Genomic DNA, 15,535 nt, shown 5'->3' with positions numbered 1-15,535 from the left:
CAACGAACAGGAATGCGCCACACCATGACCTTTGACTTCAAAGTTGCCGACCTCTCACTCGCCGAAGCGGGGCGCCACCAGATCCGCCTGGCCGAGCATGAAATGCCAGGACTCATGGCTTTGCGCCGTGAATTCGGTGACAGCCAGCCGCTCAAAGGCGCACGCATCGCCGGCTCCCTGCACATGACGGTTCAGACCGCAGTGCTCATTGAAACCCTCACCGCGCTCGGCGCCGAGGTCCGGTGGGCCTCGTGCAACATTTTCTCCACCCAGGACGAAGCTGCCGCGGCGATAGTCGTTGGCTCGGGCACAGCAGACCAGCCCGCCGGCGTACCGGTCTTCGCCTGGAAAAACGAGACCCTCGAGGAGTACTGGTGGACCACCACCCAGATCCTCAGCTGGCCGGGCGAGCAAGGCCCCAATATGATCCTCGACGACGGCGGCGACGCCACACTGCTGGTGCACAAGGGCGTTGAGTTCGAGGCAGTCGGTGAGGTTCCCGCCGGACCGTCCGAGGATGACATTGACTACTCCCACGAATTCTCGGTCGTCCTGGACGTCCTCCGCGGCACCCTCGCCGATGACCCGCAGAAATGGACCCGGATCGCAGCAGACATCAAGGGTGTGACGGAAGAGACCACCACTGGCGTGATGCGGCTTTACCAGCTGGCACAGCAGGACAAGCTGCTGTTCCCGGCCATCAACGTCAACGACTCGGTCACTAAATCCAAGTTCGACAACAAGTACGGCATTCGGCACTCCCTACCCGACGGTCTCAACCGTGCGACCGACGTCCTCATCGGAGGAAAGGTCGTCGTCGTGTGCGGGTACGGAGACGTTGGAAAGGGTGCCGCTGAGGCACTCCGTGGCCAGGGTGGACGAGTCATCGTCACCGAGATCGACCCGATCTGCGCGCTTCAGGCCGCGATGGACGGATACCAGGTGGCCCGGCTCGAGACGGTGCTGGCACAGGGTGACATTTTCATCACCACGACCGGCAACAAGGACGTCATCATGGCGCACCACATGGCCGGGATGAAGCACCAGGCCATCGTTGGAAACATTGGCCACTTCGACAATGAGATCGACATTGCGGGTCTGGCGAAAACCCCCGGCATCCGCAAGGTCGAGATCAAGCCCCAGGTACACGAATGGGTCTTCCCGGCCGATGAGGCGACCGGCGCGGCCGAGCACACCATCATCATGCTGTCCGAGGGCAGGCTGCTGAATCTGGGCAATGCCACCGGGCATCCCTCCTTCGTGATGAGCAACTCGTTCGCCAACCAGACCATCGCCCAGATCGAACTGTTCACCAAATGGAAGCAAAACGATCTCGAGGGAAACCGCGAGTACGCCAACCAGGTGTATGTCCTGCCCAAGATCCTCGATGAGAAGGTGGCCCGGCTGCACCTCGACGCGATCGGCGTCGAGCTAACCGAGCTCACCAAAAGCCAGGCAGAATACCTCGACATCGAGGCATCGGGTCCTTACAAATCAGATCACTACCGCTACTAGCCGCTGGCTTGACGTGGCTGTGACCTAGAGCTTGGCCAAAAATGGCTGCCCCACACCGTAAAATCGGTGGTGGGGTGGCCATTTTTTCAGCAGGATTGTGGGTAGGACAAGATGACTGAAGGTCAGCAGGGTATGAGCAGGAGCCGAAAAGGGTGGGTCATCGGTGGGGTGGCGGTGACGGCTGTCCTGATCGCGGCCGGCGCCGCAGTAGCTGTCGCCCCCAACTGGGCCGGGACCGAAAACGTGCCAGCCGCAACCTCCTCACCCACCGCAACCTCCTCACCGAACGCCACCGTGCCCGAGGCGACGCCGTCCCCAACAATCACGGTAGCGACAGCATTTGAGTTCGGGGCGATTCCCGCCGACAACGCCGAAGAGGTCAATCCGATCGCGGTGCCCGAAATCCGGGTTGAAGACGCGGTCATCGAAAGCGTGACGCTCCGTTCAGCAGACGGCGGGCAGCCAGTTGAAGGCACACTCAGCGACGGCGATTCGGTGTGGACGGCCAGCGAGCGACTCGAGTTCGCCACCACCTACGACTTCGACTTTGTGCTGGCCGACGCCGCTGGGAATACCGCCACCGAATCGCAAAGCTTCACTACCGTGATGCCCGCCAACGAAGCCGATGCGGGTATCTACCCGTTGGACGGCACCACCGTGGGAACGGGCCAGCCAATCGAGATCAACTTCAGCGAGCCGGTGATTAATCGTGACGATGTGGAGTCAGCGATCACCATTACGAGCTCCAGCGGCCAGGCCGGGGCCTTCCATTGGCTCAGCGACACCATCGTGCGTTACCGCGCCGAAGAGTTCTGGGCACCCAACAGCACCATCACCGTCGACATGAATCTGTTTGGGGTGGACTACGGCAACGGCATGATCGGTAACTTTGATAACCAGATGACCATCAATACCCACAACACCAAACTGGCGGTTGTCGACAACGAGACCAAGATGATGGACGTCTATATTGATGGGGCCCTGACCCGAAGCTTCCCCATCACTCTCGGAACGGAGGACTGGCCGTCGACGATCGGCTACCACGTGGTGATGGAGCAGTATGAATCCACTAAATTCACCGCCGAGTCAATTGGGCTGGAGCCCGGGGACGACGCCTACTATGAGCCCACAGTCGTCAATCATGCAAGCCGGATCTCCAACGGCGGTGCTTTCGTGCACGAAGCGTTGCCTGCCGCCCAGGTTGCACTGGGTAACATCAACGTCTCCCACGGGTGCATCGGAATGTCTCCTGAGGGAGCCAAGTACTTCTACGACACCTTCGGCCCAGGTGACGTTGTTCAGATCAAGAACACCGGCTACGGCCCGATGTTCATCTGGGACGGCTTCGGCGACTGGAACACCCCCTGGAGTGAATACAGCAACCAGCCGTAACCATCGGGGTCCCAGCACGCCTGACGGATTACTGGCTGAACGGCAGCCGGTGTAGCCGCTCGGCAGCCTTGGCGGTGCGTGCACGCTGCCGCATCAGCCTTCCGAGGTCCCGCTCCCGACGTTCGGCGAGGACCGCGTTGAGGAAGTCCTCGGGGTGGGTGCCTGCGGGGGGTAGCGGAGCGACGTAAACGGACACCTCGGTTGCCAGCTCGGTTGCCAGCGTCTGTCGCGCCATCAGGGTCAGGCGGGGCGCCTGGCCGATGAATGCCGCTACCCGCCGTGCCAGGGGATCCGGAAGTTGAAGAAGATCCGCGGTGGCAAGCCAGCCCGTGAGATGCGGGGGAGTCACAGCCCGGGTCCGGGGTTTCTCCACCACCCGTTCATGCATGGAGTAGGTGCCCGCCAGCAGGTCACCCAGCCGCTTCGAGCGCTCATTGAACACCGCTACCAGGAATGCCAGGGAACCCACCAGCAGGTAGATTTCGAGGACGGCGAGCATCCCGCGAATGAAGGCATGCCGGAATCGGATGGCGCCGCCGTCGTCGCGCACTATCCTCAGCCCCATGACCAGTCGGCCCAGCGATTTGCCCCTGGTCAGGGTCTCGACGGTCACCGGGACCACGAGCACGACGAAGATGACCAGGACCAGGACCAGCGCCTGGCTCAACGCTGGGTCAAGCGAACCCCCCAAGGTGCCGCTGACCCCCAGAATGATCGCCAGGGCCAGAAGGGCCTGGGCGATGATGTCGATGAGCAGGCTGATGCTGCGGGCGCCGAAGGACGCGGGACGCAACTCCAGGACTACTGCCTCACCTGTCACCACCGAACTCATTGCACATCTCCCTGGTCGACCGGGCCCCGGTGGGCCCTTCATCCTGAAGCTTATCGGCCGCGGCCCGGCTAAGCTGAAAGGGTGGACGTTGATGCTTTCGTTGAGGTGAACCGCCCGGATTGGGAGCGGCTTGATGAGCTGGTCCGCCGGCGGAAGCTGTCGGGGGCCGAGGCCGATGAACTGCTGGTGCTCTATCAACGCACCTCGACCCACCTGTCGATGATCAGGTCAATCGCCCCCGAGAGTGCCCTGTCGGGCGCCTTGTCAATGCGGCTGTCCCGAGCTCGGACCCGATTCACCGGCGCCCGCTCCAACTTTATGGAAGACGTCGCAGGTTTCTTCGTCGTCTCCCTCCCCGCGGCCTTCTACCGGGTGCGGTGGCTGACCGTCGTCGTCGGCGTGCTCTTCATCGGGGTGGCCTGGCTGTACGGTGCCTGGGTGGTTAATACTCCGGGAGTCATCGCGGCGATGGGCGGCGACGAGTTCGCTGAGCAGTACGTCCAGGAAGATTTCGTCAACTACTACTTCGAGAACCCTGCGGCATCCTTCGCGGGCCTCGTGTGGACCAACAACGCCTGGATTGCGTTGCAGGCGGTGGCCTTCGGGGTGACTGGCGTCTGGGGGCCGTGGATCCTGTATCAGAATGCCCAGGGCGTCGGCATGGCTGGTGGCACCATGGCTGCCTACGGTGAATTGGACACGTTCTTCATCTACATCCTGCCCCACGGCTTTATGGAGCTGACGGCCATCTTCATCGCAGCCGCGGCAGGGTTGCGCATCTTCTGGTCCTGGGTGTCGCCGGGGTCCAGGACCAGGGCCAACGCGCTCGCGGAGGAAGGCCGATCGCTCATCACCGTTGCGCTTGGCCTGGTGCTCGTTCTTTTCATCTCCGGGCTGGTGGAGGGGTTCGTTACGCCCAGCCCGCTCCCCGCCTGGCTGAGGATCAGCATTGGGTTCCTGGTGTTCGCCAGCTACTGGGCCTATACGCTGCTGCTGGGACGCCGGGCGGTGAACGCCGGATATACCGGGGATCTTTCGAGCCTTGACCGGGGCGAAACGGTTCGCACTGCCTGATTTGTTGGTGCTGGCAGGTCCAGGACTTTGGTCAGCCGCCCGACGTCGGACCGGCCTCCACAGGATCCGAGGGGCGCGGCGGTACGCTCGTTCGTAAGTACTTGCGCAATTTCTAGGAGATAACCCAGTGGCTGAAAACGACGAGACCAAGCAGCACACTGAAGCTGACGTGCCAGCCGGGGAGTCCGCCCCGGAGACGACAGCGATTCCGGTGGAACCGGCTGGTGAATCGGGCATTGCTCAACGGAGTTCACTACCGATGCGCAGGGCGAGCACGATGCCGGATCTCAGCCGCTTCGACGACACGGAGCCGGCCAGGGGTGCAGGTGCGACAGGCCCCGCTGCGGCAGCAACTGCCGAACAGAGCGACCCGGAGCCGGCCAGTGATTCTGTCGGTGACAGCCCCGAGCCCAGCAGCCCCGCTACCAGGAGCTCCGTGTCGGACCAGCCTGAGTCCAGCAGCTCCGCTACCAGCAGCCCTGTGTCGGACCAGTCTGAGTCCAGCAGCCCCGCGACCAGCGGTACCGTCGACGATCCCGCGCCTGACACTGCGGCTCTGTCGGCTCGCCCGTCTGAGGCAGAAGCGAAACGTCGGGCCGCCGAACGGGATGAAGCATTCACCAGCAAACCCGTCATGGCGCGGGTATTCCAGGTCCTGATCGCCGTGTTCTTCCCGATCATGCTCCTCGCGGCGGCGATCCGGGCGGTCACCTCACCTCTCTTCCTCTGGGTGGAGTACCACCGGCCGGGCTTCCCGGCCGACAGCTTCGGCTTCAGCACCGACGACCGAATGACCTATGGGTCGTACACCGTCGACTACATCCTCAACTGGGCGTCGCCGCGCTACCTCGGAGAGCTGGTCAATTCCGACGGCGACCAGCTTTTCCTGGACAGCGAGGTGGGGCACATGCTCGACGTCAAGGTGGTCCTGGTGATCAGCTTCGCCGTCGCGCTCGCGATGTTCGTCTTCACCATCGCCGCCTGCTGGTACCTGGCGCGCACCTATCCCGGCGGTGTCCGCAGAGGCCTGTTCGCCGGGGCCCTCACAACCCTGATCCTGATGGTTGCACTTACGGTGACTGCCATCCTCGGCTGGCAGACCTTCTTCACCCAGGTCCACGCCCTGTTCTTCGCCGACGGCACCTGGACCTTCAGGGCCGACGACACCCTTATCCGGCTCTTCCCGGCACAGTTCTGGATGGACGCAGCAATCACTGTCGCGGCGCTCGTCCTCATCGTCACGGTGGTCACCCTCGTGCTCACCTGGCCCACAAAGGGCCGACGCGACAGGTCGCGGCTCGCAGGTGAGGCCGCCCAGCAGCGTCGCCTGGATTCGTTGGCGCTCTAGCGAGCCAGTCACCGCCGAGAAGCGAGATTTGGTGGGCTGGTGGTCCCCCAGGTCGCCAGAGCTAACCCTTCAGCGGGTGTGGTGGAGGTTGACGGGTTCGAGGCCGGAACGGCGCGGGCTGAACGCCACACGCAATCAGCCCCTTGCCGAGGATCAGATCCAGCTGGGCATCCACATGCGAAGCCGCCACTGGTCATAGGGGATGAGCTCGGCCGTCCAGATCGGCAGGAAATAGGCGGAGAGCAGCACGGCCGCCGCCACGAACCCGCCGACCACCATCAGGCCCGTCCGGCGGCGCGCGGGAGGGGCCCAGGAACGGCCGAGGATCAGGCCCAGGCAGTAGACGAGGGCCAGGATGAGGAAGGGCTGAAAGGCGATGGCGTAGAAAAAGAAGGTGGTCCGTTCCGGGTAGAGGAACCACGGCAGATACCCTGCCGCGACACCGGCGAGGATGGCGCCAGCGCGCCAATCCCGCCGTCCCACCCAGAAGAAGATCAGCACGATGAGGGCGATTGCCGCGGACCACCAGATCAGTGGGTTGCCTACTGAAGTTACCGCACGGGAGCAGGCCTCGACTGCGCACCCCTGGTCGGGACCCAAATCACCCTTGTAGTAGAAGGACACTGGTCGGCCCATCACCAACCAGGACCAGGGAGTGGACTCGTACGGGTGTTCGGAGCCGAGACCCTCGTGGAAGGTATACGCCGCCCGGTGGTAGTCGGCGAGCGACCGGATCGACGCCGGGAGCCACTCCCACGCTGGGGCTGGGTGGTCTGCTGCCCACTGGCGGTTGTACGCGTCGGTGGACAGGAACCAACCCGTCCACGTGGCCAGGTAGGTCAGGGCAGCGAGCGGTACGAGTGAGGTAAAAGCCTGAACCCCGTCCCTTAGGACAGCGCCGGTAATCCACCGCTGCACCCCGACAACCCTGCGGGCGTTCATGTCCCAGAGCACGGTCATCAGGCCGAACACCGCGATATACGGAATTGCTGACCACTTGGTGCCCAGAGCCAGGCCAAGACTGAGACCAGCCACAATCCGCCAGGGTCGCAGCCCGAGCCACGGACCGTACAGCAAGTCGGCGGCCGACGGTCGAGCGCCGCCCGGGGCCGCAGCCGCCAGCACCGACAGCTTCGCCGCTAGTTTCCGGCGTGCGTGGTCCCGGTCCAGCAGCAGCGCGCCAAACGCTACCACCAGCCAGAACATCAGGAACACATCAAGGAGTGACGTCCGGGAATGCACCAGGTGATGCCCGTCGACGGCGGTGAGCAAGCCGGCAGCTGCACCGAGGATCGGGGAACCGAAAAGCCGCTGAGCGATGAGAGCGATGAAAAGTATGGACAGCGTGCCCACCACAGCGGCGGAGAAACGCCAGCCAAACGGGTTATCACTACCGAAAAGGAGCATCCCCATGGCGATCATCCACTTGCCCACCGGTGGATGCACCACATAGTCGGGGGTGCCCAGGATGACCCCGGTATTGCCGCTGTTGAAGTCGGCGTCGGGGTCCTCGGGCCATTCCCGCTCGTACCCGGACAGCAGGTAGGAGTAGGCGTCCTTGACGTAGTACGTTTCGTCGAAGACCAGGGTCTCCGGTTCGCCAAGTCTGACGAACCGGAGCAACCCACCGATCACCATGACGGTCAGCGGTAGGAGCCACGCAAGAATTCCCATCGGGAGGCGCTCGCCGAGTAGCCGACGTCGCAGCACCACCGCGTCATAGGCGGTGCGCGGAGAGTGAACCCAGCCGTGAGCCGCCGGAACCCCGGCAGCCGACGGCGGGGAAACGGCAGTATGGCTCACCTTGCTTATGCTACCGCCAGGGTGGGCCAGCGGCGCTGGCGCTGCGGGTCTACGCTGGAACGGTGAATACCACTGGCAACACCCACGATGATAGCGACGCTTCGCCCCTGGAATCCGACGCGATCTCCTCTGACGAGGACGCATCCGAAGAATTCGAGACAGCGGCGGATTTCGCCGCACAGGGCACTCCCGACGGCGGCCGGATTGTCCTTGCCGCAACCCCGATCGGGAACGCGAACGACGCGTCAGCACGTCTGGTCTCGCTGCTGCAAACTGCTGACATTGTCGCCGCCGAGGACACCAGGCGGCTGCAACGGCTGCTGAGGGCACTTGAGATCAGGGTGCAGGGCAGGATTGTCAGCTATCACGAGCACAACGAGGTGGCCCGGACGGCTGAATTGCTGGAACAGGTGGCGGGCGGAAAGACCCTGCTCATGGTCACCGACGCCGGGATGCCGTCAGTTTCCGATCCCGGGTATCGGCTGGTGGAGGCCGCGATTGCCGACGGCATCGAGGTCACCATGGCTCCGGGCCCGTCAGCAGTGCTGACCGCGCTTGCCCTGTCAGGGCTCCCGACGGACCGATTCTGTTTTGAAGGATTCTTGCCGCGCAAGACGGGGGAGCGGAACTCGCGCCTGGCTGAGCTCGCTGACGAACGGCGGACCATGGTGTTCTTCGAGGCACCCCACCGCCTCGAGGTGATGTTGAGGTCGCTGCACCAGGTCCTGGGGGCGGACCGCCCGGCGGCGGTGGCGCGGGAGCTCACCAAACGTTATGAGCAGGTGCTCAGGGGCTCACTAGCTGAGCTGCTGGACTGGGCGGAAACCACTGAGGTCAGGGGCGAGATCGCCGTCGTCGTCGGTGGCGCACCACCGGCCGCACCCGCCAACCCGGCGGACCGGGTGGCCGCAGTAGCCGCTCTGGTGGATGAGGGGATCCGGTTGAAGGATGCCGTGGCGGCAGTCGCCGAGGAATCGCGGATCAGTAAGCGGGAGCTCTACGCTGCCGTGATCGCCGCGCGCTGATCGCCGCATCATGACCGGGGTCTGCCGCTACCCACCTGGATATCGTTGTGCATCTGGACAGCGCAGGACGGGTGACGCCGTGCAGGCTGGCATGGACAGGCCTCCAATCCCGGGTCTAGCGTGGTGCTGGTCGGCCAACGCGCCGATTTCTCGCGATTCCCACCCCGCAAACCCTCTTGGAGGCACCGACTATGGCAGTTACCACCCAGCGTGAGCAGGAACTTTTGGCCCAGGTTCCCACCGGCCTGCTGATAGGCGGTAGCTGGCGGGACGCCTCGACCGGGAAGACCTTCGACATCGAGGATCCGGCCACCGGGAAGATCCTCAAAACCATCGCTGACGCCAGCCCCGCCGATGGCATGGCGGCCCTGGACGCGGCCGCCGCCGCGCAGGAGAGCTGGGCTCGTACCGCCCCCCGTGAACGGGGTGAAATCCTGCGGCGTGCCTTTGAGCTGGTTACCGCCCGCGCGGATGACTTTGCGCTCTTGATGACGATGGAAATGGGGAAGCCCCTCGCAGAGGCACGCGGCGAAGTGACCTACGGCGCGGAGTTCCTGCGCTGGTTCTCTGAGGAAGCGGTGCGCGCGACGGGCCGGTACTCCACCTCACCCGACGGCAAGACCCGGATCCTGGTGAATAAGAAGCCCGTCGGTCCGTGCCTGTTGATTACGCCGTGGAACTTCCCCCTGGCAATGGCTACCCGCAAAATCGCGCCGGCCATCGCTGCCGGCTGCACCATGGTGCTCAAGCCCGCCAACCTGACACCGCTCACGTCGTCGTTGTTCGCCGCGGTTCTCGAAGAGGCTGGCCTGCCCAAGGGCGTGCTCAACGTTGTCCACACCTCCGACGCCCAGGGCGTCACCGGGCCGCTGATCGACGACAGCCGCCTCCGCAAGCTGTCCTTCACCGGGTCGACCCCGGTGGGCCGCAACCTGCTGGCCGCAGCGGCGAAGAACGTGCTGCGCACGTCGATGGAGCTCGGCGGCAACGCCCCATTCGTGGTCTTCGAAGACGCTGACGTCGACGCCGCAGTGGCGGGCGCGATGCTCGCGAAGCTTCGCAACATGGGTGAAGCCTGCACCGCAGCCAACCGGTTCATCGTCCACGAATCGGTGGCGGCTGAGTTCGCCGAGAAGTTCGCTGCGAAGATGAAGACGCTCGAAACGTCCCGCGGCACCGAGGAAACCTCGACGCTCGGCCCGCTCATCGATGAGAAGAGCCGCACCAAGGTGCACGAACTGGTCACTTCAGCACTCGACGACGGAGCCACCTGCCTCGTCGGTGGCGCGCCGGTGGATGGCCCAGGGTACTTCTACCAGGCGACCGTCCTGACCGATGTGGCACCGGGATCGCGGATCCTGCAGGAAGAGATCTTCGGTCCCGTCGCGCCAATCATCACCTTCGCCTCGGAAGACGAGGCAGTCCGGCTAGCCAATGACACCGAGTACGGACTGGTTGCCTATGTGTTCACCCGCGATCTGAACCGCAGCTTGCGCATCGGTGAGCGGCTCGACGTCGGGATGCTCGGCCTGAACGCTGGCGTGGTGTCCAACGCCGCGGCGCCGTTTGGGGGAGTGAAGCAGTCCGGGCTGGGCCGTGAGGGTGGTTCCGAGGGGATCGAGGAGTACCTCTACACCCAGTACGTCGGCATCGCTGACCCCACCGCTTCCTGACGACTCGCTGAGGTCATGGTCAGGAGTCGTTGGAGAGGGACCTGGGCAGCCACCGAGCCCTGAACCTCACGGTGCGGCTACTGCGTTCCCGGAGGGACCGGACGACGGACTCGATGTCCTCCCACCCGGCGTGCACGAGGAGGTCCGGATGGGCGTACTCCTCAGTCTCGTAGGCGCGGCTGAGGCGAGCCAGGGCGGTCGCCGCCGCATCATCAATCCCGGTGCTGGCCGCTAACCGGGTAGCGAAGGTTCGCGGGGTGTCGGTGGGCAGCGCCGGGTGGCCATAGTCGGCCGCAAGGTCGGTGGCTTCGGCCCAGGCCAGTGTTGCCGCCCCCCTGGATCCAACGGCCGCGTTGAACTTGCGACGGCGATTCCGGCTGCGCATGATGCGCAACAGGAACGGCACGATGAGCAGGAGTGCAGCGACCACCAGTGCCGCTGTGATCAGAGCCGAGGTCTCCCTCGCCCGGTCAGGATCGGCTTCTCCGGCCGGCTGGCCGTCGGCGCCCATCGGGGGGTCCACCGGCGTGCCCGGTTCGAGCGGCGGATTGCCGCCCGGTGTCAGGTCGTCGGTATTCGGCACCGGCGATCCGGGGGCAAAGGCCGTCTGCGCGTAGTCGGGAACCACGCCGCGGGAGGGTGTGGGCTCGAATTTCACCCAGCCGACGCCGTCGAAATAGAGCTCAGGCCACGCATGGGCGTCCTGGGAGGTCACCGTGAACTCGGTCAGCTCAAGCCCGTCGGGTCCCTGCACCGATCCTCCGGTCGCATCGCCGGGCGCATAGCCGACAGCCACCCTGCTGGGAATGCCCGCCAGACGGGCCATCACCGCCATTGCACCGGCATAGTGGACGCAGTACCCGGACCGGGATTCGAGGAAACGGGCGACGACGTCGAGACTGTTCCCGTCATACCCGCCGTTGACGGGGGCGTCGACCGAATAGGTGAAGGCTGGCCCCCGCAGATAGTTCTGGATGGCCAGAGCCTGCTGATAGGGGTTGGCGATGTCGTCGGTCAGCTCCGCGGCCGTGTCCCTGATGATCCCGGGAGTGGTGTCCGGCAGGGCCAGGAACTGGGCGTCGACAGCCCCCTCGGGGACCGGGCCAATATCCTCCAGCACCTCGCGGGAAAGTTCCGGCTCAGCGCTGCGGACGTCGTACTGTTGCTGGGCGGTGGACCCGTTATCGGTGGCAATCACGCTGAGGTTCAGCGGATCCCAGGACCAGCGGCCCGAAAGGTTGGAGAAACCCACCGGAGCATAGGGGGCGAGGAGCCAGGGGCTGGTGAACGAATTAGTGGTGATCCGGGTGGTGGTGACTACTCCGGTGTCGATGGAAGCTCTCACCTCGTCGGTTCCCATGTTCTCCACCCCGGGTTCCCTGAGGCCGTACCGCTGGTCCGGTTCCCACCGCTGCCCGTCGAAGTCCTCGAGGGTGACAGCCCGGAGGTAGAGCGCATCCGGGGAGTCGGTGGCATAGGTAATCCGGCCGTAGCCAGTGGGATTCCGTAAATCATTTCCCAGGGTCACGACCGGATTTAGCCCGGTGGCGGTACCCCACAAATTGACCTTGGCACCCTGGGGGAACGCCCCCACATTGAATCCCGGAATGGCCAAGGGGACCAGCACCGTGACCGCCAGGGCCGCGGCGCCGATCGACAACCCGCGGGCCAGCCGGCCGCCCGAGGCATCGTGGGACGGACCGGCTGCCTGCTGGCTGTCCCGCCATTGGGCGCAGCCGAGGATCAGAAGGAAACCCACCACCGCCGCCACGAACCCGGGAATTCCAACACTTTGTTGCCGCACGACGGCGGGAATCACCAGGACGGCGAGCAACGCCAGACCGCTGATGGCGGGCATTCTGAGGGTGGTGGCCAGCGTGTCGGTGAGAATCGCGATCAGACCCAGCCCCGCGCAGATGACCATGAAAATGCCGGTCCCGGGCAGTACCGGCGCCACCTGTGACACCACCGTGTTCTCGGCATGATTCAACAGGACCGCCAGCCGCCCGGCCGAGCCTTCGCCGGGGAAGACCCCGAAGACGTTCTGGGTGGGGAAGAACTGCCAGACCAGCGATCCCACGAGGGCCAGGATTCCAGCGACCGGGACCAGCGCACCCGGTAGACGGAGGCTTCTGGCAACACCCATGACCAGCAGCACACCGCCGACGGTGAATGCCACCGGGTTAAGCCAGGTCCATCCCAGCACCACCGAATTCAGGTTCAGGGAGGTCAGCATGACGGCGACAAATACTGCTGCCGTCGAGACCCAATGCCGCTGGTCGGTCCGAAACCGTCGACCGGGCTGCGGCGCCAACCGCTGCGGCGAAAGCGCGGGGCGGGGCAAGGTAGAGGTCACGGTTGGCCGCCAGGCGATGTGGTCGTGGAGCGGACCGCGCCCCGCACCGTGTCAGCTTTAATAGTGCCAGCCCCGACGGTGTTAGCCCCGACAGCGCCAGCCCCGACAGTGGTTTTTGCTGTTGATGCGCTGGCCCCGACAGGGGAGTCGAAGTAGGTCCAGGCAGCTGCCAGATCGGCGGAGGGCGACACCGCCACCGCGTGCCAGCCGGCAGCACGCAGGATTTCCATTACCGGATGCAGGTCCTGGGGCCGGTCAGCGACCAGAATTGCAAACGAGGTGGACCCGTACTCGGCGGCAGCGGCCAGGTCCCGTGCCTCGGCGACGGTGATGGCGCCAAGGATAGCGATCAGGGGGCCGCGGTTCCGGTAGGAGGCGAGCTTGTCCATCATTGGGTCACCAAACGGCTGACGTCGTGCAGACGGTGCTGTGCCGGTGTTGACGGGCGATGGGCTGCGCCGCGAGTGCCGCCGGCTAGTAGTCCGTTTGGACAGATCGGGGAAGAGCTCCAGAGCGGCCAGCCCCTCCGCAACGTTATGGATCCCCGTCTGTCCTGCGTGTTCCTCGTCCTCCGGCCATGGAGCGGACACCGACGATTGCAGGGCTGGGGCGCCGGTCTCATCCACAAACCGCAGGGCATAGTTGCGTTCGAGCAGGTGCGCGGTGATGGACATCGCAGCGATGATCGCCCATTCGAAGCCCGGAGCAGATCGCAGCGACGTGCCATCATCCTCCCGGTCGGCACCGAATGCGCCGATCACCCCTGAGCTGTACCTGATCTGGCGTTGTTCGAGGATGAGGGTTGCCTCGGGCGTGGTGACCGACTCTTCCTGGCGCACCATCAACTCATTGTGTCGTGCGGTCGCTGCCCAGTGGACCCGGCGCATCGGATCGCCGGGCCGATACTCGCGGGTCATGATGTCGTCGTCGCTGGGATTGGCGTTGCGTCGGGTTGCAGCGAAACCATCGGCGCCCCGGGCGCCGGTCAACGGCGAATGGGGCAGCTCCACCGGGGCGGGGGTGACCACCAGCCGGTCGGTGCCGCCCAGGGTATGGAGTGAGGTGCCGAGCCCAAAGGGATCGGTAAAGGCGGCGGTGACCGGTCCGACGTCGAACACGCCCCGGCCGGAGGAGCGCAGACGATACTCGTACACGCTGGCGCCCCGGGTTGGATGACGGGACGGGTAGTGGAACTCGGGGGACTCACCGAACCGGGCGGGCAACATTTCCTGCATCACCATGCTCCCGCTGACCGGGCCGCTGGCTGCGACCGACAGGGTGACGGTCGAGGTGAAGCCCGTCTCCATGGTCTGCGGGGCGAACTTCCGCTCGACCGTGAAGCGGGGTTTGATCAGGCGCAGCATCAGGACCGACAGGAGCGGGAGGCAGATCAGCAGCACGCCGAGGGACAGCAGGTCCCGGCGGCCGAGGAACTGTGCGAACAGGAGCGCAGTCACCCCCGCGATCACCAGTCCCCAACCACGCGGCGTAAGGACCCGGGACGGCAGTCTGGCGAGCAGTTGCATCCCGCCGCCTATGCGCGAAGGTAGGAGTTCGCCGTCGTGCGTTCCACTGGAACCTTCGACAGGATGCCCGCCACCACGCTCTGGGGGGTTTCTCCCGCGCTCAGTGCCTTGCGGTCCAGGATCAACCGGTGGGATAACACTGGTTCAGCGACGGCAGCAATGTCATCGGGCAGCACAAAATCCCTGCTCTCCAGTGCAGCGCCGGCCTTGGCAGCACGGAGCAACTGCAGGAGTGCGCGCGGGCTGGCGCCAAGCCGCAGCAAGTGATGGTCCCGGGTCGCCTGACCGATCGCCACCGTGTAATCGCGCACCGTGGGAGAGACATAGACCCGGCGCACCTGTTCCATCATCGCGGCAACGTCCGCCACATTCGCCACGGGACGGACCGCTTCCAGCGGAGAGACGGACTGGTGGTTCTGAAGCATCTGCAATTCGGCGCTGCGGTCCGGGTAGCCCATTGAGATACGGGCCATGAACCGGTCCCGTTGCGCCTCGGGCAACGGGTAGGTCCCCTCCATTTCGATCGGATTCTGGGTTGCCACCACCATGAAGGGTTCACCCAGCCGGTAAGTCCCACCATCAACAGTGACCTGGTGCTCTTCCATACATTCGAGGAGGGCTGACTGTGTCTTCGCTGAGGCGCGGTTGATCTCGTCACCGATCACGATGTTGGCGAAAACGGGGCCGCGCCGGAACTCGAACCGGTGGGTGTCCTGGTTATAGATCGACACCCCAGAGACATCGGACGGCAGCAGGTCCGGCGTGAACTGGATCCGGTTGACTGAGCAATCGATGGTGCGGGCCAGTGTTTTCGCCAACATGGTTTTACCCACTCCGGGCACGTCCTCCAGCAACAGATGACCCTGGGCCAGCAACACGGTCAGCGCCAGCCGCGCCGCGGCGGGCTTGCCGTCAATAACCGTGTTGATCGATCCCAGGATCTGGCCAGCGGTTTCGTCGAAACGCTGCGCGGTCATCGCTGGAGCGTCGC

Annotated in this window: 12 protein-coding genes; 6 read left to right on the top strand and 6 right to left on the bottom strand. The window is 64.7% G+C overall.

The genetic code is table 11. The annotated features are described in order from the left end of the window. The first annotated feature begins 24 nt into the window (after positions 1 to 24). Positions 25 to 1,515, top strand: a complete 1,491-nt coding sequence (gene ahcY, locus ACX80Z_RS06775) for an adenosylhomocysteinase (protein WP_019483635.1) — start codon at positions 25 to 27, stop codon at positions 1,513 to 1,515. Positions 1,516 to 1,647: 132 nt separating this feature from the next. After that, complete coding sequence (locus ACX80Z_RS06770) at positions 1,648 to 2,907, top strand: L,D-transpeptidase (RefSeq protein ID WP_459315361.1); 1,260 nt, start codon at positions 1,648 to 1,650, stop codon at positions 2,905 to 2,907. Positions 2,908 to 2,935: 28 nt separating this feature from the next. On the opposite strand, the gene ACX80Z_RS06765 is transcribed toward ACX80Z_RS06770, so the two are convergent. Then, on the bottom strand, positions 2,936 to 3,739 hold the full coding sequence (locus ACX80Z_RS06765; protein ID WP_459315360.1) for an RDD family protein: 804 nt from the start codon (positions 3,737 to 3,739) through the stop codon (positions 2,936 to 2,938). Positions 3,740 to 3,820: 81 nt separating this feature from the next. On the opposite strand from ACX80Z_RS06765, the gene ACX80Z_RS06760 reads away from it, so the two are divergent. Beyond that, complete coding sequence (locus ACX80Z_RS06760; protein ID WP_459315359.1) at positions 3,821 to 4,813, top strand: stage II sporulation protein M; 993 nt, start codon at positions 3,821 to 3,823, stop codon at positions 4,811 to 4,813. Positions 4,814 to 5,053: 240 nt separating this feature from the next. On the opposite strand, the gene ACX80Z_RS06755 is transcribed toward ACX80Z_RS06760, so the two are convergent. Next, positions 5,054 to 5,362: a hypothetical protein gene (locus ACX80Z_RS06755; protein WP_459315358.1), complete on the bottom strand. Its 309-nt coding sequence runs from the start codon at positions 5,360 to 5,362 to the stop codon at positions 5,054 to 5,056. Between the two features lie 85 nt (positions 5,363 to 5,447). Between ACX80Z_RS06755 and ACX80Z_RS06750 the strand changes: the two genes are divergently transcribed. Beyond that, positions 5,448 to 6,161, top strand: a complete 714-nt coding sequence (locus ACX80Z_RS06750) for a TIGR01906 family membrane protein (RefSeq protein WP_459315357.1) — start codon at positions 5,448 to 5,450, stop codon at positions 6,159 to 6,161. A gap of 153 nt (positions 6,162 to 6,314) precedes the next feature. Here ACX80Z_RS06750 and ACX80Z_RS06745 read toward each other — a convergent pair whose 3' ends face one another. After that, a complete protein-coding gene (locus ACX80Z_RS06745; RefSeq protein ID WP_459315411.1) occupies positions 6,315 to 7,835 on the bottom strand; it encodes a dolichyl-phosphate-mannose--protein mannosyltransferase in 1,521 nt (506 codons plus the stop codon). Positions 7,836 to 8,086: 251 nt separating this feature from the next. Between ACX80Z_RS06745 and rsmI the strand changes: the two genes are divergently transcribed. Together rsmI and ACX80Z_RS06735 are read left to right on the top strand one after the other, a co-directional pair. Beyond that, positions 8,087 to 8,989 (top strand): 16S rRNA (cytidine(1402)-2'-O)-methyltransferase, encoded by a 903-nt coding sequence (gene rsmI / locus ACX80Z_RS06740; RefSeq protein WP_459315410.1) that lies wholly within the window; start codon positions 8,087 to 8,089, stop codon positions 8,987 to 8,989. A 191-nt stretch (positions 8,990 to 9,180) separates the two neighbouring features. Beyond that, positions 9,181 to 10,662 carry an NAD-dependent succinate-semialdehyde dehydrogenase gene (locus tag ACX80Z_RS06735; protein WP_019483628.1) on the top strand — a complete coding sequence of 494 codons (1,482 nt, stop codon included), beginning with the start codon at positions 9,181 to 9,183 and terminating at the stop codon, positions 10,660 to 10,662. 19 nt (positions 10,663 to 10,681) lie between these two features. Here the strand turns inward: ACX80Z_RS06735 and ACX80Z_RS06730 are convergent, their stop codons facing one another. Genes ACX80Z_RS06730 through ACX80Z_RS06720 form a run of 3 tightly spaced genes read right to left on the bottom strand, consistent with a single transcriptional unit; the run spans position 10,682 to position 15,521 of the window. Continuing rightward, positions 10,682 to 13,018: a transglutaminase TgpA family protein gene (locus tag ACX80Z_RS06730; RefSeq protein WP_459315356.1), complete on the bottom strand. Its 2,337-nt coding sequence runs from the start codon at positions 13,016 to 13,018 to the stop codon at positions 10,682 to 10,684. Further along, positions 13,015 to 14,544: a DUF58 domain-containing protein gene (locus ACX80Z_RS06725; RefSeq protein WP_459315355.1), complete on the bottom strand. Its 1,530-nt coding sequence runs from the start codon at positions 14,542 to 14,544 to the stop codon at positions 13,015 to 13,017. Before ACX80Z_RS06725 ends, ACX80Z_RS06730 begins: the two co-directional genes overlap by 4 nt. An 8-nt stretch (positions 14,545 to 14,552) precedes the next feature. Further along, positions 14,553 to 15,521: an AAA family ATPase gene (locus tag ACX80Z_RS06720; protein ID WP_459304464.1), complete on the bottom strand. Its 969-nt coding sequence runs from the start codon at positions 15,519 to 15,521 to the stop codon at positions 14,553 to 14,555. Positions 15,522 to 15,535 lie beyond the last annotated feature (14 nt).

It is taken from the genome of Arthrobacter sp. TMT4-20 (genome assembly GCF_054510775.1).
Note: the sequence above shows the minus strand (reverse complement) of the source record. Positions and strands in the feature narration are given on the sequence as shown.

Coding starts and splice junctions, on each gene's coding strand:
- ahcY (WP_019483635.1), top strand. CDS start 25: ATGACCTTTGACTTCAAAGTTGCCGACCTCTCACTCGCCGAAGCGGGG.
- ACX80Z_RS06770 (WP_459315361.1), top strand. CDS start 1,648: ATGAGCAGGAGCCGAAAAGGGTGGGTCATCGGTGGGGTGGCGGTGACG.
- ACX80Z_RS06765 (WP_459315360.1), bottom strand. CDS start 3,739: ATGAGTTCGGTGGTGACAGGTGAGGCAGTAGTCCTGGAGTTGCGTCCC.
- ACX80Z_RS06750 (WP_459315357.1), top strand. CDS start 5,448: ATGGCGCGGGTATTCCAGGTCCTGATCGCCGTGTTCTTCCCGATCATG.
- ACX80Z_RS06745 (WP_459315411.1), bottom strand. CDS start 7,835: ATGGGAATTCTTGCGTGGCTCCTACCGCTGACCGTCATGGTGATCGGT.
- ACX80Z_RS06735 (WP_019483628.1), top strand. CDS start 9,181: ATGGCAGTTACCACCCAGCGTGAGCAGGAACTTTTGGCCCAGGTTCCC.
- ACX80Z_RS06725 (WP_459315355.1), bottom strand. CDS start 14,544: ATGCAACTGCTCGCCAGACTGCCGTCCCGGGTCCTTACGCCGCGTGGT.
- ACX80Z_RS06720 (WP_459304464.1), bottom strand. CDS start 15,521: ATGACCGCGCAGCGTTTCGACGAAACCGCTGGCCAGATCCTGGGATCG.